Genomic DNA, 21,589 nt, shown 5'->3' on the forward strand with positions numbered 1-21,589 from the left:
GGGCATGATGACCGGGTGCCTTCATGGCTGACCCGCAACGTCCGGGTCTTGTCGGCGGTGTCCTTCCTGCAGGACACCGCGAGTGAACTGCTCTACCCGCTGCTGCCGATCTACTTGACAACCGTGCTCGGTGCCCCGCCCGCGGTGGTCGGCGCGGTGGAGGGCGCCGCCGAAGGCGCCGCCGCGATGACCAAACTGGCCGCGGGCCCGCTCGGCGACCGATTCTCCAAGCGGCCCCTGATCGCCACCGGCTACGGCATGGCGGCCCTGGGCAAGGTCATGGTCGCCGCCGCCGGGGGGTGGTCCGGTGTGCTCGCAGGTCGCGTGGTGGACCGGCTGGGCAAGGGGGTTCGCGGTGCGCCGCGTGATGCTCTCCTGGTCGCCGACATCGATGCCGCCGCCCGCGGCCGTGTGTTCGGGTTCCACCGCGCGATGGACACATTCGGGGCGGTCGTCGGTCCGCTGTTGGGTCTGGCCGCCTATGAACTGCTCGACCATCAGATCGCGCCACTGCTCTGGGTGGCCGTGGTACCCGCCGTGCTCAGCGTCGCCCTGGTGTTCCTGGTTGCCGAACAACGTCGCACCCAGCCACGCACGGAGCGCCAGCCGGTGTTCGCCCGGGTGCGCGACCTACCGGGCCGGTTCTGGCGGGTGACAGCCGTGCTGGTGGCATTCGGCCTGGTGAATTTCCCCGACGCGCTGCTGTTGTTGCGGCTCAACGAGATCGGCTTCTCGGTCGTCGAGGTGATCCTGGCCTACGTCACCTACAACGCGGTGTACGCAGTCTCCAGTTTCCCGGCCGGGCTGCTGGCCGACCGGATCGGCCGCCTGCCGGTGTTCGGTATCGGCCTGGTGTTCTTCGCGATCGGCTACGCCGGGCTGGGGTTGACGACCGATCCGCTGACGGCCTGGCTGCTGATCGGGGCCTACGGCCTGTTCACCGGCTGCACCGACGGGGTCAGCAAGGCCTGGGTGTCCTCGCTCGTCGGCTCCGACCTACAGGGAAGTGCGCAGGGAGTGTTCCAGGGGCTCAGTGGTTTTGCCGTGCTGGGCGCCGGGGTGTGGGCCGGGCTGGCATGGACTGCGATTCCAGGTCAGCCCGGCCAACTGCCGCTGTTGGTCTCCGGGATGTGTGGTGCGGTGTTCGCGGTCGGGTTGCTCGGCCGCTCGGTGCTTACCCGGCGGCGCTGATTTCCGACCCGTCGGCGCCGTCCAGTTCGAAGGGCGGTTCGCCGACGCCGGCGATGGAGTGCGTGCCCTGCGAGGTGCGCTCGGTGATGCGGGCGTCGACGGTTCGGGTGCCGATGGTCAGGCGAACGGGCCCAGAGGCGACCGTGCTCGGTGCATCGAGAATCGTTCCGCGCCAGTGGTAGTGGCCGTCGATCGGATCCAGGTGCCCGGTCAGCCGCACATGCACCCGGCGATCGCCGTCACCGTTGTCGAGGATCGCGAACCCGTCGTACACCTCTTCGGTGACACCGGTCCCGGAAATCTCGGGAGTACCCGCTGCGGTGGTGAGGCCACGCGGTGCCTTCGCCGGAAGGAAGCCGGAGCGACGCCACATCCGCCGCCCGATGCGTCCCATCAGCCCGACCTCTTCGAGGAACGCGGCCAGTGGGGCGAATCCCGAGATCTGCACCTCGCGACGGTGTGCGCTGGCCCGGGCCATCCGGCGCGCGGCGCGGGCGTTCAGGCCGACGCGCGCGTACTGCACCTTGTTGGTGAACAGATAGCGGAAGAAGTACCCGCCGACTCCGTTGAGGTTGGCCACCCACACTCGCTGGTACCAGCGCATCGACGGTGTGCGCCCGCGCAGTCCGTCACGCGCGAACTGGATGTGGCGGGACTCCTCGGTGACGTGAATGCGCATCAGGCGCTGCACCATCGGCTGCAACTCAGGGTCGTCCATCATCTGCCGCTGCAGCGAGTCGAAGATCTCCTCACCGATCAGCGCGGCCACCCACAGCACCGAGCCGCGGAAGAAGAACGGCAGCGAGTTGATGATCATGCGCTGGTACAACCGCGGCCGTACCGGTTTGGCGCCGATCTTGTCGATGGCCTTACCGAACATGACCATGTGACGGGTCTCGTCGCCGAGTTCGGTGAGCTCGTAGTGCGTGGAATTCGACGTGGGGTCCTGGTGCATCATCTTGCGCAGCAGTGCCTGGTTGAGGATGTTCTCGAACCAGATGCCCGCCGAGAGGGTGTTGGCCAGCTCCTCGCGTGAGAGTTCGATCTGCTCTTGGCGGGACATGCTGTCCCACAATGGGGTTCCGTACAGCGACACGATCGTCGGCGGCAGGAAGAACTTGTCCGGATCGATCGGCGCCTGCCAGTCGATGTCGACCACCGGCGCGTAAGACTTGCGAACCGAACCCTTGAGCAGACGTTCGGAGAACGCGTCCCGCCGCGCCGCGTTGGCCGAGCCACCGCCGGGTCTGATCGAAGTTGTCACCGTTGACGTTCCCTTCGTTTGTGGTCCTACTCACTTCGACGGTAGGTACCGACAATGCGTGATGTCAATACCCCGGGTACCGGATACTTGGGGTCCCCGGTTTCGGTTCGGTTAACCTTCGACAGTGCGTCGCATCCATGTCATCGGAATCGGGGCCGGTGATCCGGACTTCGTCACGGCTCAGGCTGTTTCCGCGCTCAATGACACGCAGGTGTTCTTCGCGATGGACAAGGGTCCGCGCCGTGGTGCGGCGGACGACCTGGTCGCGGTGCGCAAGCTGATCTGCGATCGCTTTATTACCCAGCCCGGCTACCGCTTCGTCGAATTGGTCGATCCGCCGCGCGCCGCGGCCGGCGACGCGCCGGGCTATCGCCAGGCCGTGGCGGACTGGCATGTCGAGCGGTCCCGGATCTGGGCGGCGGCCATCGAAACCGAACTCGGTCCTGACGGCGTCGGGGCCTTTCTGGCCTGGGGGGATCCGTCGCTGTACGACAGCACGCTGCGGATCCTGGAGATGGTGGGCCAGCACGTCGATTTCGAGTACGACGTCATCCCCGGCATCACCGCAATCCAGGTGCTGACCGCCCGGCATCGCATCCCGCTCAACGACGTCGGCGAACCGGTGCTGATCACCACCGGGCGTCAGTTGCGTGAGCACGGGCTGACCGGAAGTGCCGTGGTGATGCTGGATGCGGACTGCTCATTTCAGCAGTGCCCACCGCAGACCCGCATCTGGTGGGGTGCCTATCTGGGCACCCCCGACGAGTTGCTCTATGCCGGAACCATCGGCGAGATCGGCGACGAAATCGTCGCCGCGCGTACCGAAGCGCGAACACGCCATGGCTGGATCATGGACACGTACCTGCTGCGCTCGGCAGACTAGACCGCCATGAGCTCATTTCTCCTGCGCGCCGCGATAACCGGATTCGCGCTCTGGGTGGTCACTCTCGTCGTGCCGGGGATTTCCTTCGTCGGTGGTGACTCGACCATCGCCAGGGTCGGCATCGTCTTCGTCGTCGCGGTGGTCTTCGGTCTGGTCAACGCGTTCGTCAAGCCGATTGTGCAGATCCTGTCGATCCCGCTCTACATCCTCACCCTCGGCCTGATCCATATCGTGATCAATGCGCTGATGCTGTGGATCACCTCGTGGATTACCGACAACACCACCGGCTGGGGTCTGCACATCGACCAGTTCTGGTGGACCGCCATCTGGGCGGCAATCGTGCTGTCGCTGGTGAGCTGGCTGTTGTCGTTCGTCAAGGCGCTCGCCTAGTACACACTGGAGCCATGCCTGAGCTGCCCGAAGTCGAGGCGTTGGCCGATCATCTGCGCCGGCATGCGACCGGCCGGGTGGTCACCCGGATCGACGTGTCCGCGTTGTCGGTGCTCAAAACGTTCGATCCGCCGACGACGGCGTTGCACGGCCAGACCGTCACCGGCGCGAACCGCTGGGGCAAGTACCTCGGCCTGGAGGTGGGCCCCTGGCATCTGATCACGCATCTGTCCCGGGCGGGTTGGTTGCGTTGGTCGGACAAGCTGGCGACGACGCCGCTCAAGCCGGGCAAGGGGCCGATCGCGCTGCGCGTGCATCTGGACGGGGAGGGTTTCGACCTGACCGAGGCCGGGACGCAGAAGCGGTTGGCGGTCTGGATCGTCGCCGATCCGCTCGACGTCGCGCAGATCGCCTCGCTGGGACCCGATGCGCTGTCGCTGGATTCGGCCGGGCTGGCTGGTGTACTGGCCGGGCAGGGCGGACGGATCAAGACCGTGATCACCGATCAGAAGGTGATCGCCGGCATCGGCAACGCCTATAGCGACGAGATCCTGCACGTGGCCAAGCTGTCGCCGTTCGCGACCGCGGGCAAGCTCACCGATGCCCAACTGGGCGCCCTGCACGACTCGATGATCTCGGTGCTCACCGATGCGGTGACCCGGTCCGTGGGGCAGCAGGCCGCGACGCTCAAGGGGGAGAAGCGGTCCGGTCTGCGGGTGCATGCCCGCACCGGCTTGCCGTGCCCGGTGTGCGGGGACACGGTGCGGGAGGTGTCGTTCGCCGACAAGTCCTTCCAGTACTGCCCAACGTGTCAGACCGGGGGCAAGGTGCTGGCCGATCGGCGGATGTCGCGACTGCTCAAGTAGACCGCGTTTTTGGCAGTTGTCTAACTCGGTTATCCTGCAGCGATGACCCGTCAGAAGATCCTCATCACCGGTGCCAGCTCCGGACTGGGCGCGGGCATGGCCCGGCAATTCGCGGCCAAAGGTCGGGACCTGGCGCTGTGTGCCCGCCGCACCGAGCGCCTCGATGAGCTCAAGGCCGAGCTGGCCGGCCGGCACCCTCACGTCAAGGTCGCGGTCGCCGCGCTGGACGTGAATGACCACGAGGCCGTGCCGCGGGTGTTCGGCGAGCTGTCCGAGGAACTCGGCGGCATCGACCGCGTGATCGTCAACGCCGGCATCGGCAAGGGCTGGCCGCTGGGCGAGGGCAAGCCGTGGGCCAACAAGGCCACCATCGAGACCAACCTGATCGCCGGTCTGGTGCAGATCGAGACGGCGCTGGAGATGTTCAAGAAAGCCGGCAGCGGTCACCTGGTGTTGATCTCGTCGGTGCTGGGCAACACCGGTGTGCCCGGCGGCAAAGCCGCCTACTGCGCGTCGAAGGCCGGCATGACCTCGCTGGGCGAATCGCTGCGGGCCGAGTACGACAAGGGTCCGATCCGGGTGACCGTCATCGAGCCGGGCTACATCGAGTCGGAGATGACCGCCAAATCGGCGACCACGATGTTGATGGTGGACAACGAGACCGGTGTGCGCGCGATGGTCGAGGCCATCGAGAAGGAGAAGGGCCGGGCCGTGGTGCCGCGCTGGCCGTGGGCACCGCTGACCCAGGTGATGCGGTTGCTGCCGCCGAAGTACACGAAGCGTTTCGCCTGAGGGCTATCGTTACGCATCGCGTTGCGGTCAGCATTGAGCATATTTTGATGGCTACGGGCCAGATTGGTTCATGGCTCAGAAGGTGACGGCACAGAAGGAACCGCTGCTCACCCCCCGTGGCTGGTGTGGTTGACGTGGTGTCAATGCCTCAGCAGTGAGGTGACCATGTGTTTCGACTCCCGGCGGTCGTGGGTAACCCACCGTCATGACCACAAAATTGATTGCCTCGATGCTCTTTGCAGGCGCTGCGGCAGGTGCTGTCGCCTTTGGCCCCGTGGCCATGGCTGAGCCTGCTCCGCCGCCGTGTGTCAATGCCGATGGCTCGGCGTGCTCCGACCTGGGCACCGCCGGACCCGGTGGCGCCACCGGTCAGATTCCCGGTGGTCCCGGTGGGACCGCAGGCCCGGGTGGTGCCAGCGGTGTGATCCCTGGCGGACCGGGCGGGGCCGCGGGACCCGAGGGGGCCACCGGCTCCATCCCGGGCGGTCCGGGCGGCACAGCCGGCCCCGGCGGAGCCAGTGGCTGCATCCCCAACGTGGGCTGCGCGACGGTCCCCGGGATGCGCTAGGCCGACCGCCCGCGCTCGACGCGGTACCGCCGCACCAGCGCATCGGTCGACGAGTCCGACTGCTCGCCGGGTGATTCCGATTCGGTGATCACCGGCAGCAGCGCCTTGGCTTGGGTCTTACCCAGCTCGACACCCCATTGGTCGAAGGAGTCGATCCCCCACACTGCTCCTTCGGTGAACACCTGGTGTTCGTAGAGGGCGATGAGCTGGCCCACCACCGACGGCGTCAACCTGGTCGCCAGGATTGACGTCGTCGGCCGGTTTCCGGGCATCACCTTGTGCGGCACCACGGTGGGTGGAGTTCCTTCTGCCGCAATGGCTTCGGCAGTTTTGCCGAACGCCAGCACCTGGGTCTGGGCGAAGAAGTTGCTCATCAGCAGATCGTGCATGCTGCCGGTGCCGTCGGCGGTGGGCAGATCGTCGGTGGGCTGGGAGAACCCGATGAAGTCGGCCGGCACCAGCCGGGTGCCCTGGTGCAGCAGCTGATAGAAGGCGTGCTGCCCGTTGGTTCCCGGCTCGCCCCAGAAGATCTCACCGGTGTCGGTGGTGACGGCGCTGCCGTCGGCCCGCACCGACTTGCCGTTGGACTCCATCGTCAACTGCTGCAGATACGCCGCGAACCGGGACAGGTCGTTGGAGTACGGCAGTACCGCACGCGATTGTGCCCCAAAGAAATTCGAGTACCACAGGCCGATCAGTCCCAGCAGCGCCGGAGCATTCTCGGACAGCGGCGCGGTACGGAAGTGCTCGTCGACGAGATGAAAACCGGACAGGAACTCGGCGAACCGTTCGCGGCCGATCACCGCCATCACCGACAGCCCGATCGCCGAGTCCACCGAGTATCGGCCACCGACCCAGTCCCAGAACCCGAACATGTTGTCGGTGTCGATGCCGAACTCCTGCACCAGCTTCGCGTTGGTGGACACCGCCACGAAATGCTTGGCCACCGCGTCCTCGCCGAGCGCATCGACCAGCCAGCGGCGCGCGGCCGTGGCATTGGTCAGCGTCTCGAGAGTGGAAAACGTCTTGGAGGCGACGATGAAAAGCGTTGTGGCCGGGTCTAAATCGGCCAGCGTCGCCACCAGGTCGGCGGGGTCGACGTTGGATACGAAGCGGGCGCTGATCCCGGCGTCGGCGTAATGGCGCAGCGCGTCGTAGACCATCACCGGGCCCAGATCGGAACCGCCGATACCGATGTTGACCACGGTCGTGATGCGCTCGCCGGTGGCACCGGACCACTTGCCGCTGCGTAGCCGGTCGGTGAACCCGCCCATCCGATCGAGAACCTCGTGCACATCGGCCACCACGTCCTGCCCGTCAACGGTCAACGACGCGTCAGCAGGCAACCGCAGCGCGGTGTGCAGCACCGCGCGGTCCTCGGAGGTATTGATGTGTTCCCCGGAGAACATCGCGTCGCGGCGGGCTTCCAACCCTGCGGCGCGGGCCAGATCGGCCAGCAATTCCAGAGTCTGACGGGTGACGCGGTGCTTGCTGTAGTCGATGTAGAGATCGCCGACGGTCAATACCAGCTCGGTTCCGCGGGCCGGATCCTCGGCGAAAAGCTCCGTCAGATGGATGTCGCGGATGTCGTCGTAGTGCTTGGACAAAGCCTGCCAGGCCGGGGTTGCGGTGATGTCAGCACTCATTCTGTCGACCTTAATGCGGGACTCGAAGCGAAGGCGTACATGATGGATGTATGGCCATTGAAGACTTGATTGCATCCGTGCCCACGGGTCTGTGGATCGGTGGTGAGGAACGTCAGGCCGCATCGACGTTCAACGTGCTCGACCCGAGCGACGATCAGGTGTTGGCCGCCGTGGCCGACGCGACCGCCGCCGACGCCGTCGCCGCATTGGACGCCGCATGTGCGGTCCAGGCCGAATGGGCCGCAACCGCCCCGCGTAAACGAGGCGAGATCCTTCGCTCGGTGTTCGAGAAGATCACCGAACGCGCCGACGACATCGCCGCGCTGATGACTCTGGAGATGGGCAAGATCGTCGCCGAGAGCAAGGGCGAGGTCGCCTACGGCGCCGAGTTCTTCCGTTGGTTCTCCGAAGAAGCCGTGCGCATCGCCGGTCGTTACACCCCGGCACCGGCGGGCACCGGTCGAATCCTGGTCACCAAGCAGGCCGTCGGCCCGTGCTACGCGATCACGCCGTGGAATTTCCCGCTGGCCATGGGCACTCGCAAGATGGGGCCCGCCTTCGCCGCGGGCTGCACCATGATCGTCAAACCCGCGCAGGAAACTCCGCTGACGATGTTGTTGCTGGCCAAGCTGATGGATGAGGCCGGCTTGCCCAAGGGAGTGCTGTCGGTGCTGCCGACCAGTAACCCGGGTGCGGTGAGCACCGCGCTGATCGACGACGGTCGGCTGCGCAAGCTCACCTTCACGGGCTCGACCGGGGTGGGCAAGGCGCTGGTGAAGCAATCGGCCGACAAGCTGCTGCGCACGTCGATGGAGTTGGGCGGCAATGCTCCGTTCATCGTGTTCGACGATGCCGACGTGGACGCGGCGGTCGACGGCGCGATCCTGGCCAAGATGCGCAACGGGGGAGAGGCGTGCACCGCCGCCAACCGCTTCCACGTGGCGAACTCGGTGCGCGAAGAGTTCACCGAGAAGCTCGTCAAGCGGATGAGCGAGTTCACCCTCGGCAAGGGCATCGACCCCGCGTCGACGTTGGGCCCGCTCGTCAATTCCAAGCAGGTTGCCACGGTCACCGAGCTCGTCTCTGACGCGGTATCGAAAGGTGCGACCGTTGCCGTCGGCGGCGTCGCTCCCGGCGGTCCCGGCAACTTCTACCCGGCCACGGTGCTGACCGATGTGCCCGCCGACGCCCGCATCCTCAAGGAGGAGATCTTCGGCCCGGTCGCCCCCATCACCGGGTTCGACACCGAGGATGAGGGTGTGGCCGCCGCGAACAACACCGAATACGGCTTGGCTGCTTACGTTTACACCCAGTCGCTGGACCGGGCGTTGCGGGTGGCCGACGGTATCGAATCCGGCATGGTCGGCATCAACCGCGGTGTCATCTCCGATGCGGCCGCCCCGTTCGGCGGCATCAAGGAGTCGGGATTCGGTCGCGAGGGCGGGTCCGAGGGCATCGAGGAGTACCTCGACACGAAATATATTGCGCTGACGAACTAGTCCTCAGCGCGAGCAGACGCCAAAGTCCCCCGACACGCCGGTGTCGGGGGACTTTGACGTCTGCTCGCCGGGGATAGTCTTGGCGTTCAACACAAGACGGGAGGGCATGACGTGACTGCGGCGCCAGTCCGTGCTCCCAGTCGGCGTCTGCGTGCCTCCATCCGGCGTGACATCCCGGCACTCGACGGAATCCGCGCGATCGCGGTGGCCCTGGTGCTGGCAGGTCACGGCGGGGTGCCCGGTGTGGCCGGAGGTTTCATCGGCGTCGACGTCTTCTTCGTGCTCAGCGGATTTCTGATCACCTCGCTGCTGCTCGACGAGTTCCGACGCACCGAACGCATCGACCTCAAAGGCTTCTGGATCCGCCGCGCGAAGCGTCTGCTGCCGGCGATGGTGCTGATGACCTTGGCCGTGGTGATCACCCGGCCCCTGTTCCCCTCCGATGCGGTGACCTCACTGCGCGAAGACGCGGTCGGGGCGTTCTTCTGGATGGCCAACTGGGTGTTCGTCGCCGCGGACACCGACTACTTCAGCCAGGGCGCCACGCCCTCACCGTTGCAGCACACCTGGTCGCTGGCGGTCGAAGAGCAGTACTACCTGCTCTGGCCACTGCTGGTGCTGGGTGCCGCGCTGCTGGTGCGGCGTTTCACGACGGACCGTCCGCACCCCCGTTTGATTGGCGCGACCCGCGCCGTGGTCTTCGTGCTGGCGGTGCTCGGCGTCATCGGCTCGGCTGTCGCAGCGATCCTGCTGTCCGGCGACGCCGCAGAACTCAACCGCGTGTACTTCGGTACCGACACCCGCGCGCAGGCGCTGTTGATCGGCGCGGCGGCCGCGGCGCTGCTCGTGCGCGACTGGTCGGCGCTCACCGTGTCGGGCACGCTGATCCGGACCCGGTGGCGGCGCTGGGTGGCCTGGACATTGCCGGTGATCGGGATCGCGGTGCTGGCGTTGGCAGCGCACCTGGCGACCGGGAGCGCCGACGAATTCCAGCACGGGCTGTTGATCGTGGTGGCCGTCGGCGCCGTGCTCGTCGTCGCCCCCGTCGCACTGGATCAGGACGGCTACGTCGCCCGCGCGCTGGCGTGGTTCCCGCTGGTGACGTTGGGCGTCATCTCCTATGGCGTCTACCTATGGCACTGGCCCATCTTCCTGATCCTCAACGGCGAGCGCACCGGCCTGGAGGGCTGGTCGCTGCTGGCGTTGCGGTGCGCGGTGACGATCGCGGTGTCGTGGGTGTCGTGGTGGGCGATCGAGCAGCCGATCCGGCACTGGCGCCCCGAACATGTCCCGATGCTCCGACTGTCGGCGGCCACGGTCGCCACCGCCGCGGTGGTGACGATGACGGTCGTTCCGGTCGGCGTCCCGACCCGGCCCGCGGGCCCGGACGTGATGGCGGCCGCCGCGTCCGAGCAGGACATCGGCGCGGAGCGGGCCGTCGCGGTGGGACCGCCGCCTGCACTGCCTCCCGGCACACGGAAGGTCGCGGTGTTCGGCGACTCGGTGGCATGGACGTTGATGCGCTATCTGCCCGACACACCGGGTTTTCACTTCAGCGACTACACGACCATCGGCTGCGGCATCGCCCGCGGCGGGCCGTACCGGTCGGCCGGGGAGACGCTGAACCAGAAGCCGGAGTGCGATTCCTGGCCGGAGCGCTGGGCCCAGCGGCTCGCCCATGACCGGCCGGACACCGTACTGCTGATGATCGGGCGCTGGGAGGTTGTGGACCGGACCTGGCACGGGCGGTGGATGCACGTCGGCAACGACGCCTACGACGCCTATCTCAAAGGTGAGCTGCAGCGCGCGTTGGACATCCTCAGCTCGACCGGGGCCCGGGTCGTGGTGACCACGGCGCCCTACAACCGACGCGGCGAGCGGTCGGACGGGACGCTCTACCCCGAGGATCAGCCGGGCCGGGTGCAGGCCTGGAACACCATGCTGCGCAGTGTGGCCGGGCCACGGCCCAACGTGTCGGTGCTGGATTTCAACGCCAAGCTCAACCCGGACGGCAAGTACACCGCGAAGATCAACGGCGTCCGGATCCGCAGCGACGGCGTGCACCCGACGTCCGAGGCGGTCCAGTGGTTGACGCCGTGGCTGCTGGACTCGCTCAAGACGCCGGCCCAACCGGTCAAACCCGCCAAGCCGGCGGGCCGATAGGGCCTAGTGGCCCAGCCGGCCGCGGCCGAGCTGCAGCAGCAGGATCGCCAGGTCCTTGCCCTCGGGACCGAGCGCGCTGTACCGCTCGATCACCTGCATCTCGCGGCTGTGCACCAGGCGGGTACCGCCGGAGGCCATCCGGGCCTTGCCGATCAGCTTGGAGACCTCGGCGCGGCGTTGGACCGCGGCAAGGATGGTGGCATCGAGTTCGTCTATCTCCCGGCGCAGGTCATCGATCTCAGGCACAACCCGATCGTCCCAGTCGGCCCGTGCCAGCGCAAAACTGTCCCCGCCCAGCGGTAAGTTTGACGGCAAGATGACCACTTCCTCCGTCGCCTCCGAAATCGACCAACTCCTTGACGGTCTGAACCCCCAGCAGCGCCAGGCGGTGCGCCACGTTGGGTCGCCGTTGCTGATCGTCGCGGGCGCCGGGTCGGGGAAGACGGCCGTGCTGACCAGGCGTATCGCCTATCTGCTGGCGGCGCGTGAAGTCGGGGTGGGGCAGATCCTGGCCATAACGTTCACCAACAAGGCCGCCGCCGAGATGCGGGAACGTGTGGTCGGATTGGTAGGGCCCAGAGCCCGCAACATGTGGGTGTCGACGTTTCACTCGACCTGCGTGCGCATCCTGCGTAACCAGGCTTCGCTGCTGCCGGGGCTGAACTCCAATTTCTCGATCTACGATTCGGACGATTCCCGGCGCCTGCTGATGATGATCGGCAAGGACATGGGGCTGGACACCAAGCGGTATTCGCCTCGGCTGCTGGCCAATGGCATCTCGAACCTGAAGAACGAGCTGATCGGGCCCGAGCAGGCAGTGGCTGAGGCCTCGGAAGCCGCCGAGGAGATGGCCGGCATCGTCGCCCAGGTCTACGGCGAGTATCAGCGCAGGCTGCGCGCGGCCAATGCGCTGGACTTCGACGATCTGATCGGCGAGACGGTCGGCATCCTGCAGGCCTTCCCACAGATCGCCCAGTACTACCGGCGCCGGTTCCGCCACATCCTGGTCGACGAGTACCAGGACACCAACCACGCGCAGTATGTGTTGGTGCGCGAGTTGGTGGGGCACCACCTCGACGAGACCGACGGCGTGGCAGCGTCGGAGCTGTGCGTGGTGGGTGACGCCGATCAGTCCATCTACGCATTCCGCGGTGCGACGATCCGCAACATCGAGGACTTCGAACGCGACTACCCGGACGCGACGACGATCCTGCTGGAACAGAACTACCGCTCCACCCAGACCATCCTGAACGCGGCCAACTCGGTGATCGCCCGCAACACGGGCCGCCGGGAGAAGCGGCTGTGGACCGAGGAAGGCGAGGGTGAGCTGATCGTCGGCTATGTCGCCGACAACGAACATGACGAGGCCCGGTTCGTGGCCCAGGAGATCGACTCCCTGGCCGACAGCGCAGGCCTGAAATATTCGGACGTCGCGGTGTTCTACCGCACCAACAACTCCTCGCGCGCGCTGGAGGAAGTGTTCATCCGCGCGGGCATCCCGTACAAGGTCGTCGGTGGGGTGCGGTTCTACGAGCGCCGCGAGATCCGCGACATCGTCGCCTATCTGCGGGTGCTGGACAATCCGGGTGACTCGGTGAGCATGCGTCGCATCCTCAACACCCCCCGCCGCGGCATCGGTGACCGGGCCGAGGCCTGCGTCGCGGTGTACGCCGAGAACACCGGCGCCACCTTCAACGATGCGCTGCAGGCTGCCGCCGAGGGCCGGGTGCCGATGCTGAACACCCGCTCGGAGAAGGCCATCGCCTCGTTTGTCCAGATGCTGGACCAGCTGCGCGGCAAGCTCGATGACGAACTGGGAGATCTGGTCGAGAGCGTGCTCGAGCGCACCGGCTACCGCCGTGAGCTGGAAGCCTCCAGCGATCCGCAGGACCTGGCCCGGTTGGACAACCTCAACGAATTGGTCAGCGTCGCACACGAATTCAGCACCGACCTGGCCAACGCCCGGGCCCTGGCCGAACAGGGTGAGGGTGAGCCCGTCGACGAGGACATTCCCGACACCGGGGTGCTGGCCCAGTTCCTGGAGCGGGTGTCGCTGGTGGCCGACGCCGACGAGATCCCCGAAGACGGTGCGGGCGTGGTGACGATGATGACCCTGCACACGGCCAAGGGCCTGGAGTTTCCGGCTGTGTTCGTCACCGGCTGGGAGGACGGCATGTTTCCGCACATGCGAGCTCTGGGCGATCCGAACGAGTTGTCCGAGGAACGCCGGTTGGCCTACGTCGGCATCACCCGGGCCCGTCAGCGGCTGTATTTGTCGCGGGCCAAGGTGCGATCGTCGTGGGGCCAACCCATGCTCAATCCGGAATCGCGGTTCCTGCGCGAGATTCCGGAGGACCTGATCAACTGGCGGCGCGTCGAACAGCCGTCGTCGATGAGTGCGCCGGTGGGCAACGCCGGCCGCTATGGCACCCCGCGCCCGTCGCCGTCACGGCCCGCGCCGGCCCGCAACCGTGCGGTGATCACGCTGGAGCCCGGCGACCGGGTCACCCATGACAAGTACGGACTGGGCCGCGTCGAGGAAGTATCGGGTGTAGGTGAATCAGCGATGTCACTGATCGACTTCGGCAGTGCCGGCCGGGTCAAGCTGATGCACAACCACGCGCCGGTGCAGAAGCTCTGAAGCTCGCAGCGTGTGCGATTGCGCCGCACGCAACACCCCGAGTTCTACGTCAGGGCTGCGACTCATCACTCTTCACGACCCTGATGTCGATCTCGGTGCAAGCCCGGTTACGGGTCAAGTTCTAGGGGCGCCCGCTAGCGGGCGCCTATCGGCGTGCGCTCCAACGCCCGGTCGAGGGCAACACCGTGAAGAGAATGGCGGCCAGGGGGAGGGCCGGCATCGCGTAGACGACGGGATGCAGTTGGGCCCCGGCGATGAACAGGCTGGCGAAGATCAGCAGGCTGATGACCGCGCCGACGACGACCAGGAGTCGGCCCATCCGGTGCCGCAGCAACAGTGCGATGAGTCCTCCGATGGTTGCTGCAGCTGAGATCGCCGCCAGGAAACCGATGGCTACGCAGAACAATCGGTCGGTGCGCCACCAGCCGGAGATCAGATCGGTCGCGATGACGCCGGTGGCCCAGCCGCTGAGGATGGCCAATGCGGCCGCCACGATCGCCGTACGCGGGTTGGTACCCGCCGGGGAGTGCGGGATGATCACCGGCCGGGCGCGGGGCACATACGTTGTGCTGGCGTCGTCGTCACGGCCTATCAGGCCGGTCTGTGGCTCGGCGCCGGCCGCGGTGGGAATGGCGCCGGTGGGATGACGCCGGATGATGCGGGTGCGGTCGTCGTCTTCGGGGTGATCGGCTGGTATCAGACCCTCGTCGCTCACTCAGCCAACATAGCTGCCGAGGCTGATGCCTCGCTTCGACAGCCACGGCACCGGATCGATGCGGCTGCTGCCGTTCTGCAGAACCTCGAAATGCAGGTGGGGGCCGGTGGAGTAGCCCCGATTTCCGACGGTGGCGATCTGATCGCCGGCCATCACCCGGTCGCCCACGCTGACGAGCCACGTGTTGATGTGCCCGTAGAGCGTGACGGTGCCGTCGGAATGGCGCAGTTTGACCCACGCGCCGTAACCGGCGGTCGGACCCGAGGCGATGACTACGCCGTCGGAGACTGCCACGATCGGGGTGCCGATCGGGCTCGCGAGGTCGATGCCTGCGTGCAGTACGCCCCAGCGGTAGCCGAAGTTCGAGGTCCAGACGTAACCCTTGGTGGGCATGACGAACAGCGGGCGTGACAGCCGCGCTTCGCGCTCGGCACGTTCCTGGGCGAAGGCGGCGGCTTTCGTGATCTCTTCGGCGTGCACCGAGGTGTCGGCGGTCGAGGCGACCGTGACGATCTGCATGCCGTCCACCGAGCCAGTGACCGAGGCGCCTTCGATGTGGCTGCCCTCGGAGGCCAGGATCGTGTCGTCAGCGTTGATCTCGGTGGGGTTACTCAGCGAATAGGCGCCGGCGGCGGTCGCACCCGCGGCCATGGCGGCGATCATCAGGCGGCTCTTGACGGCCCCGGCGGGTTCCTTGCGGTGGGCACCGCGCCCGCCCGAGATGTTGATCACGTCGGTGGCGGCGATCCCGTCGCTCACGTCGGTATGGCTGTCCCGGTACGCGTAACGGGAGCTGCGGTCACTTCTGGCCTCCGGGCGGAAGCGGGAGGGGACCGCGAGACGGACGGGCACCAGATCGTCGGTGTCGTCCATATCGTCGAGTTCGGGGGCGAAGATCACGCCGGGTTCTTCGTTGTCCGATCCGCGATGAGCATGGTCAGAGCGGTCATCGAACGCTTCGAAGGCGCTGAACGGAATGACGTCGGTGATCTCCGCGGCATCCAGGATCTCAGGTGAAACACGGCGCCTGCGGCGGCGCGCATCCGTCGACGCCCCACGCGGAGCTTCGGACGAACGGTGCTGCGGCAAGACTCGGGAATCCTTCTTCGTCGTGACCTGAACGTTATCTGGACCAGAGGCACGGTAACCAAATCCCACTGATGGTGGCAACCTATGGGTCTATTCCGCACCGGAATGTGATCCGTATCACCTCGCGGTAGCGGTGAGATCTACCACATGAGCCGGAGGCGATGCTAACCCATCACTCAGCGGTGGATAAAGTGCCAGCGGGCCCGTCAGAGGTTAAGCGGACCGGGCAGCTTCGAAGCTCGCTAGAAGCCAAGCAGACAGACAACGCCTATCTAGGAAGCACATGGATCTCTTCGAATATCAGGCAAAAGAGCTGTTCGCCAAGCACAACGTCCCCACGACCCCGGGCCGCGTGACCGACTCGGCCGAGGACGCCAAGGCGATCGCCACCGAAATCGGCAAGCCCGTGATGATCAAGGCACAGGTGAAGGTCGGCGGCCGCGGTAAGGCCGGCGGCGTGAAGTACGCAGCCACCCCCGAAGACGCCCTCGAGCACGCGACCAACATCCTCGGTCTCGACATCAAGGGTCACGTCGTCAAAAAGTTGCTGGTGGCCGAGGCGAGCGACATCGCCGAGGAGTACTACATCTCGTTCCTGCTCGATCGTTCCAACCGCACCTACCTGGCCATGTGCTCGGTTGAAGGCGGCATGGAGATCGAGGAAGTCGCCGCCACCAAGCCCGAGCGGCTGGCCAAGGTGCCCGTCGACGCCGTCAAGGGTGTCGACCTGGCCTTCGCCCGCTCGATCGCCGAGCAGGGCCACCTGCCCGCCGAGGTGCTGGACGCCGCGGCCGTGACCATCCAGAAACTGTGGGAGGTGTTCGTCGGCGAGGACGCCACCCTGGTTGAGGTCAACCCGCTGGTGCGCACGCCCGACGACCAGATCCTGGCGCTGGACGGCAAGGTCACCCTGGACGCCAACGCCGACTTCCGGCAGCCCGGCCACGCCGAGTTCGAGGACAAGGACGCCACCGATCCCCTCGAGCTCAAGGCCAAGGAGAACGACCTCAACTACGTCAAGCTCGACGGCGAGGTGGGCATCATCGGTAACGGTGCCGGCCTGGTCATGTCGACGCTGGACGTGGTTGCCTACGCGGGCGAGAAGCACGGTGGCGTGAAGCCGGCCAACTTCCTCGACATCGGCGGTGGCGCTTCGGCTGAGGTCATGGCCAACGGCCTCGACGTCATCCTGAACGACAGCCAGGTCAAGAGCGTGTTCGTCAACGTATTCGGCGGCATCACCGCCTGTGACGCGGTGGCCAACGGCATCGTCGGCGCGCTGAAGAAGCTGGGCGATGAGGCCAACAAGCCGCTCGTCGTCCGCCTGGACGGCAACAACGTCGAAGAGGGCCGGCGGATTCTCGCCGAGGCCAACCATCCCCTGGTTGTCCAGGCCGAGACCATGGACGCCGGTGCCGACAAGGCCGCCGAGCTGGCGAACAAGTAAGGGACTGCTGCAATGTCGATCTTTTTGAACAAGGACTCCAAGGTCATCGTCCAGGGCATCACCGGCGGTGAGGGCACCAAGCACACCGCTCTGATGCTCAAGGCCGGCACCCAGGTCGTCGGCGGCGTCAACGCCCGCAAGGCCGGAACCACCGTGTCCCACAAGGCTGCTGACGGTTCCGATGTGGAGCTGCCGGTGTTCGCATCGGTCGCCGAGGCCATGAAGGAGACCGGCGCTGACGTGTCGATCGCCTTCGTGCCGCCGGCGTTCTCCAAGGACGCCATCATCGAGGCCATCGACGCCGAGATCCCGCTGCTGGTGGTCATCACCGAGGGAATCCCGGTGCAGGACAGTGCTTACGCGTGGGCCTACAACGTCGACAAGGGCGAGAAGACCCGCATCATCGGGCCGAACTGCCCCGGCATCATCACCCCCGGTGAGTCGCTGGTCGGCATCACGCCGAACAACATCACCGGCAAGGGCCCGATCGGCCTGGTGTCGAAGTCGGGCACGCTGACCTACCAGATGATGTACGAGCTGCGCGATCTCGGCTTCTCCACCGCCATCGGCATCGGCGGCGACCCGGTCATCGGCACCACCCACATCGACGCCATCGAGGCGTTCGAGAAGGATCCCGAGACCAAGCTGATCGTGATGATCGGTGAGATCGGCGGCGACGCCGAAGAGAAGGCCGCCGCCTACATCAAGGCCAACGTCACCAAGCCGGTCGTCGGCTACGTCGCGGGCTTCACCGCTCCGGAGGGCAAGACGATGGGCCACGCCGGCGCCATCGTGTCCGACGGTGCCGGTACCGCGGCCGGTAAGCAGGAGGCCCTGGAGGCCGCCGGCGTGAAGGTCGGCAAGACGCCGTCCGAGACCGCCGCCAAGGCGCGCGAGCTGCTCGCCAACCTGTAGTTCTCTCTGCGCGAGCAGACGCTAAGGCCCCCGAAATCGCTGGATTTCAGGGGCTTTCGCGTCCTCTCGTCAGGGAAGGCGACCGCCGAGATGCTCGGCCAGGAACCGCTCGACAGCGTGGTACATGTCGATCTGGTTGTCCGGGTTGAGGAATCCGTGCCCCTCGTCCTCTTTGACCATGTATTCGACCTCGACGCCGCGCGTGCGCAGTGCTTCGACCAGGTTGTCGGATTCGGCCTGGACCACACGAGAGTCGTTGGCGCCCTGAACTACCAACAGCGGCGTGCGGATCTGATCCACCTTCGTGATGGGGGAGCGGGCCAGCATGTCGGCCTCCTGCACCGGATCGTTGTGGTCCCCGACGTACAGATGCCAGTTCGTCGCCAGGAATGGCCGGGCCACGTTCGGCAGTGTGCGCATGAAGTTGGCCAGGCTGGAGATGCCGACGTAGTCGATCGCCGCGGCGAAGACGTCCGGGGTGAACGTCACCCCGACCAGCGAGGCGTAACCGCCGTAGGAGCCGCCGAAGATCGCGACCTTGTCGCGGTCGGCGTACCCCTGCTTGACGGCCCAGTCCACCGCATCGATCAGGTCGTCGTGCATCCTGCCGGCGAACTCGCCGATCGCGGCTTTGGTGAAGTCCTTGCCGTAGCCGGTCGAGCCGCGAAAGTTGACCTGTAGCACCGCATATCCGCGGTTGGCCAGCATCTGCACGTCGGGCTGGAAGCCCCAGCAATCCCGTGACCAGGGTCCACCGTGCACCAGCAGCACCATCGGCAGGTCGGTGGGCTCGACGCCGACGGGCAGGGTCAGATACGAGTGCAGCTCAAGGCCGTCGCGCGAGGGGATGGTCACCGGGACCATCGGTGCCAATGAATCTGAATTCAGATTCGGATATGGCCGGAACAGCAACCGGCTCTCGCCGGTCGTGTGGTCGTAGAAGTAGGTGACGCCCGGGTCGCGGTCGTGGGTGAAGTTGACGACCCAGCGCTGCCCGGAGTCGTCCGACGAGATCCCGGCGAGGTCGCCCTCCGACAGTCGGGTCAGATTCTCCAGTACCGCAGCGAAATTCGGGTCCAGGGCATGGATCACCTGGCGCTCCCCGTAGAAGCGGGCGCCGATCAGTTCCCCCGTGCGCTCGCTGAGGATGAAGGGTGACGGCAACACCATCTGATTGCCGAGGTCGAATGTCGGGTGGCTGTCCACCTCGGTCTCGACCCCGGTCGCCACATCGAGCCGGGCCAGCCTGCTACGGTCGCTGCCCTCATTCGACCCCAACCAGATGCCGGTGCCGTCCGGGGAGATGACCAGAGGGAAGATGCCCAGCGGGTAGTCGGTGCCGTCGTAGACCTTGATGGTCCGCAATGACGCTGTGGCCGAGTTCCATTGCGATATCTCGACGTCACCGTCGGCCGTCAGCGTGTTGGTGAACAGGTCACCGTTGGGGGCGCACAGCCAGGTGATGACGTTCCCGGGATTCTCCGCCAGCAGGGTGAGTTCGCCAGTGGCGATGTCGAGTTCGTACGCGTCGACCAGCTGCGGATCGCGGTTGTTCGTCTGCACGATCGCCTTCCCGGGCCGGCTCTTGGCGAGATCGAAACTCGCTCTGGCGCCCGGAAACGGCGTGAGATCCACTGCGGCGGCATCGGGGTTTTCCAGGTCGATGCAGTACACATGGAAGTTCTCGTCACCGCCGTTGTCCTGCATGTAGAGCAGCCACCGCGGATCGTCGGTCCATGCGTAGATGTAGACGCTGCGGATTTCGTCGGCGGTGACGCAGCGCGGAGGTGCATCGCCGTCGAGGTCCTGAACCCACACGTTGAGGCGGTTCTTCCACGGCGCCAGGTAGGCGATTCTAGTTCCGTCGGGCGAGATCTTCGCGGCTGCGCGCTCGGGTGGGCTGAAGAAATCCTCTACCGAGATCAGTTCGGGCAACGTCATTGGGAGTCCTTTCGCGGGTGCGGACAAGCTCTTTCAGGCTCAGGATTCGACGGGTCCGCCCAACCGCCCGTTGGTGGCATCGCGGATCGCCCGGTCGATCAGGGCGAGCGCCTGCTCTTCGGTGACCTTCTTGCCCTCGACGATCACCGCCACGCTGACGTCCTCGTCGACGACTCGGAACGCCCCGGTGACAGCAGCCGCGCACAGACGGACGGTGAGGTCGTCGGCGGGCAGGTGCAGCCGGTCGGCGATCACCGGGATGAAGCCCTGCTCCATTCGGTCGTGCACCATGAGGTACGCGGTACGCAGTGCCGGCTCGGACATCGTCATGGTGGCGATCCGCATGGCGCTGATCTCGTCTTGTACGTCCTCGGGCGCCATCGGATGTGAAATCCCGTCGGTGGCAAGGTGTTCGGCCAGCGATAACTCATGCGGCCACCGGTTCAAAATGTCGATGAACCGGTCCGCGGACTTTTCCAGCACCGGTTCGACACAGCGTTCCTTGGCGCGGAAGTAGCGCCAGATCGTGCGGGTGGAAAGCCCTGCAGCCGAGGCGATGTCGTCACCGCTGGTGCCTGCGACCCCACGCTCCCAGAACAGCTTGCAGGCGTGTCGCGAGACCGCCAGACGCGCCTGATCCTGCTTGTCGCTGATCGCCCTCACCTCCAGAACCTGTCACTTAGTGACAGCTCCAATGTGTCACTAAGTGACAGAGTCGTCAAGGCGTGCTGGTGAGCGCCGGTTTCGTTGTTGCTTCGCCTCGTCTAAGTCGTCGCTCTCCATGCTTGAGCCACACCGCCGTTTCCTGCACCAGGGCGGTGCTTGTTCGATCAGAACGACCCGGGCGTGGAAAACGGCGCGCTCAGAAAGCCCAGCTGCCGGAGGGTGAGAGCACGAACCCGTGCTTGTGGTCGGCATCGATACAGGCAACAAGGTTGTTCCCGCCGACGACGCAGGTGTTGTTGTGGCCCTTGAGTTTCTTGCCGACGGTGATCGGTTTAAACCTCGCCGAGGCGCAATCCCCATCCGGCCGTGAGATGACGTAGGGTGCGTCGCTCGGTCCGTCCTCTGGCTTGCGCACCTCAGGACAACCGGTACCTGTTACCGAATCGGCGATGCCGTCAATGTTGCGACCGCACACGACGGATCTATGAGGCCCGTAGTCGAGCAGGCAACTGATCCGTTCGGGGCTGACGAACGCTGTTCCGCCCAAGTCGAAATCCTTTGGGTCGACGCCCGCAAACTCGTTCAGGTCGGGGAAACCTACTGGTGGAGAAGGTAACTCCGGTGTTGACGAACATGCCGTAACTCCGAGAAGTGCGATGACCAAGCACCGCGCAAGCCGCATCAGAACGCCCAGCTTCCCGACGGTTGCAGTACGAAGCCATGCTTCCCGTCGCCGTCGATGCATGCGGTTAATCGATCCTCACCGACCACGCACGTCGTGGTGTTGTTCGCGGTAAGTGTTAGCTTCTGACCGATGTTGAGAAGTGTGTCGGCCGGTGGTGGGCACCCCTTGACCGACTTCTCAAACCTGAAAGGTGCTGAGCGACTGTACTCTTCGTGGGTCTGCAGCACG

Annotated in this window: 19 protein-coding genes; 11 read left to right on the forward strand and 8 right to left on the reverse strand. The window is 65.9% G+C overall.

Going from position 1 to position 21,589, the window contains the following annotated elements:
- Positions 1-15: 15 nt before the first annotated feature.
- Complete coding sequence (locus G6N44_RS22740; protein ID WP_235682847.1) at positions 16-1,191, forward strand: MFS transporter; 1,176 nt, start codon at positions 16-18, stop codon at positions 1,189-1,191.
- Here the strand turns inward: G6N44_RS22740 and G6N44_RS22745 are convergent.
- Positions 1,175-2,455 (reverse strand): diiron oxygenase, encoded by a 1,281-nt coding sequence (locus G6N44_RS22745; protein ID WP_163667935.1) that lies wholly within the window; start codon positions 2,453-2,455, stop codon positions 1,175-1,177. The genes G6N44_RS22740 and G6N44_RS22745 overlap by 17 nt on opposite strands.
- Positions 2,456-2,579: 124 nt before the next feature.
- Here G6N44_RS22745 and cobF point away from each other — a divergent pair, with 124 nt between their 5' ends.
- The 5 genes from cobF (at position 2,580) to G6N44_RS22770 (ending at position 5,954) form a co-directional block, all read left to right on the forward strand.
- Positions 2,580-3,338: a precorrin-6A synthase (deacetylating) gene (gene cobF / locus G6N44_RS22750; RefSeq protein WP_163667936.1), complete on the forward strand. Its 759-nt coding sequence runs from the start codon at positions 2,580-2,582 to the stop codon at positions 3,336-3,338.
- A 6-nt stretch (positions 3,339-3,344) separates the two neighbouring features.
- Positions 3,345-3,728 carry a phage holin family protein gene (locus tag G6N44_RS22755; protein ID WP_163667938.1) on the forward strand — a complete coding sequence of 128 codons (384 nt, stop codon included), beginning with the start codon at positions 3,345-3,347 and terminating at the stop codon, positions 3,726-3,728.
- Between the two features lie 14 nt (positions 3,729-3,742).
- On the forward strand, positions 3,743-4,594 hold the full coding sequence (locus tag G6N44_RS22760) for an Fpg/Nei family DNA glycosylase (RefSeq protein ID WP_163667940.1): 852 nt from the start codon (positions 3,743-3,745) through the stop codon (positions 4,592-4,594).
- A 42-nt stretch (positions 4,595-4,636) separates the two neighbouring features.
- The gene (locus G6N44_RS22765) at positions 4,637-5,386 is read left to right on the forward strand and encodes an SDR family oxidoreductase (RefSeq protein WP_163667941.1); all 750 of its coding nucleotides are present in this window, start codon (positions 4,637-4,639) and stop codon (positions 5,384-5,386) included.
- 205 nt (positions 5,387-5,591) lie between these two features.
- Positions 5,592-5,954, forward strand: a complete 363-nt coding sequence (locus tag G6N44_RS22770; RefSeq protein WP_235682848.1) for a hypothetical protein — start codon at positions 5,592-5,594, stop codon at positions 5,952-5,954.
- Here the strand turns inward: G6N44_RS22770 and pgi are convergent.
- Positions 5,951-7,600, reverse strand: a complete 1,650-nt coding sequence (gene pgi, locus G6N44_RS22775) for a glucose-6-phosphate isomerase (protein WP_163667943.1) — start codon at positions 7,598-7,600, stop codon at positions 5,951-5,953. The two genes, G6N44_RS22770 and pgi, sit on opposite strands and share 4 nt — an antisense overlap.
- Before the next feature lie 50 nt (positions 7,601-7,650).
- Between pgi and G6N44_RS22780 the strand changes: the two genes are divergently transcribed.
- Both G6N44_RS22780 and G6N44_RS22785 read left to right on the forward strand, forming a co-directional pair.
- Entirely contained in the window at positions 7,651-9,099 is a 1,449-nt protein-coding gene (locus tag G6N44_RS22780; protein WP_163667945.1) for an NAD-dependent succinate-semialdehyde dehydrogenase, read from the forward strand.
- Between the two features lie 111 nt (positions 9,100-9,210).
- Positions 9,211-11,262 (forward strand): SGNH/GDSL hydrolase family protein, encoded by a 2,052-nt coding sequence (locus tag G6N44_RS22785; RefSeq protein ID WP_163667947.1) that lies wholly within the window; start codon positions 9,211-9,213, stop codon positions 11,260-11,262.
- 3 nt (positions 11,263-11,265) lie between these two features.
- Here the strand turns inward: G6N44_RS22785 and G6N44_RS22790 are convergent, their stop codons facing one another.
- Positions 11,266-11,580 (reverse strand): chorismate mutase, encoded by a 315-nt coding sequence (locus G6N44_RS22790; protein ID WP_235683116.1) that lies wholly within the window; start codon positions 11,578-11,580, stop codon positions 11,266-11,268.
- Here G6N44_RS22790 and pcrA point away from each other — a divergent pair.
- A complete protein-coding gene (gene pcrA / locus G6N44_RS22795) occupies positions 11,579-13,903 on the forward strand; it encodes a DNA helicase PcrA (RefSeq protein WP_163667949.1) in 2,325 nt (774 codons plus the stop codon). The two genes, G6N44_RS22790 and pcrA, sit on opposite strands and share 2 nt — an antisense overlap.
- Before the next feature lie 145 nt (positions 13,904-14,048).
- Here pcrA and G6N44_RS22800 read toward each other — a convergent pair whose 3' ends face one another.
- Both G6N44_RS22800 and G6N44_RS22805 read right to left on the reverse strand, forming a co-directional pair.
- Positions 14,049-14,618 carry a hypothetical protein gene (locus tag G6N44_RS22800; protein WP_163667951.1) on the reverse strand — a complete coding sequence of 190 codons (570 nt, stop codon included), beginning with the start codon at positions 14,616-14,618 and terminating at the stop codon, positions 14,049-14,051.
- Positions 14,619-15,707 (reverse strand): M23 family metallopeptidase, encoded by a 1,089-nt coding sequence (locus G6N44_RS22805; RefSeq protein WP_163667966.1) that lies wholly within the window; start codon positions 15,705-15,707, stop codon positions 14,619-14,621. It lies immediately after the preceding gene.
- Between the two features lie 283 nt (positions 15,708-15,990).
- Here G6N44_RS22805 and sucC point away from each other — a divergent pair, with 283 nt between their 5' ends.
- Together sucC and sucD are read left to right on the forward strand one after the other, a co-directional pair.
- Positions 15,991-17,154, forward strand: a complete 1,164-nt coding sequence (gene sucC, locus G6N44_RS22810; RefSeq protein ID WP_163667968.1) for an ADP-forming succinate--CoA ligase subunit beta — start codon at positions 15,991-15,993, stop codon at positions 17,152-17,154.
- A 12-nt stretch (positions 17,155-17,166) separates the two neighbouring features.
- Entirely contained in the window at positions 17,167-18,069 is a 903-nt protein-coding gene (sucD, locus tag G6N44_RS22815) for a succinate--CoA ligase subunit alpha (protein ID WP_163667970.1), read from the forward strand.
- Between the two features lie 69 nt (positions 18,070-18,138).
- On the opposite strand, the gene G6N44_RS22820 is transcribed toward sucD, so the two are convergent.
- The 3 genes from G6N44_RS22820 to G6N44_RS22830 form a co-directional block, all read right to left on the reverse strand.
- Positions 18,139-20,010: a S9 family peptidase gene (locus G6N44_RS22820; RefSeq protein WP_163667972.1), complete on the reverse strand. Its 1,872-nt coding sequence runs from the start codon at positions 20,008-20,010 to the stop codon at positions 18,139-18,141.
- A 39-nt stretch (positions 20,011-20,049) separates the two neighbouring features.
- Complete coding sequence (locus G6N44_RS22825) at positions 20,050-20,664, reverse strand: TetR/AcrR family transcriptional regulator (RefSeq protein WP_179964604.1); 615 nt, start codon at positions 20,662-20,664, stop codon at positions 20,050-20,052.
- Between the two features lie 208 nt (positions 20,665-20,872).
- Positions 20,873-21,223 carry a hypothetical protein gene (locus G6N44_RS22830; protein ID WP_163667976.1) on the reverse strand — a complete coding sequence of 117 codons (351 nt, stop codon included), beginning with the start codon at positions 21,221-21,223 and terminating at the stop codon, positions 20,873-20,875.
- Positions 21,224-21,589 lie beyond the last annotated feature (366 nt).

Origin of the sequence: Mycolicibacterium alvei, from assembly GCF_010727325.1 — a bacterium.
Lineage (GTDB): Bacteria > Actinomycetota > Actinomycetes > Mycobacteriales > Mycobacteriaceae > Mycobacterium > Mycobacterium alvei.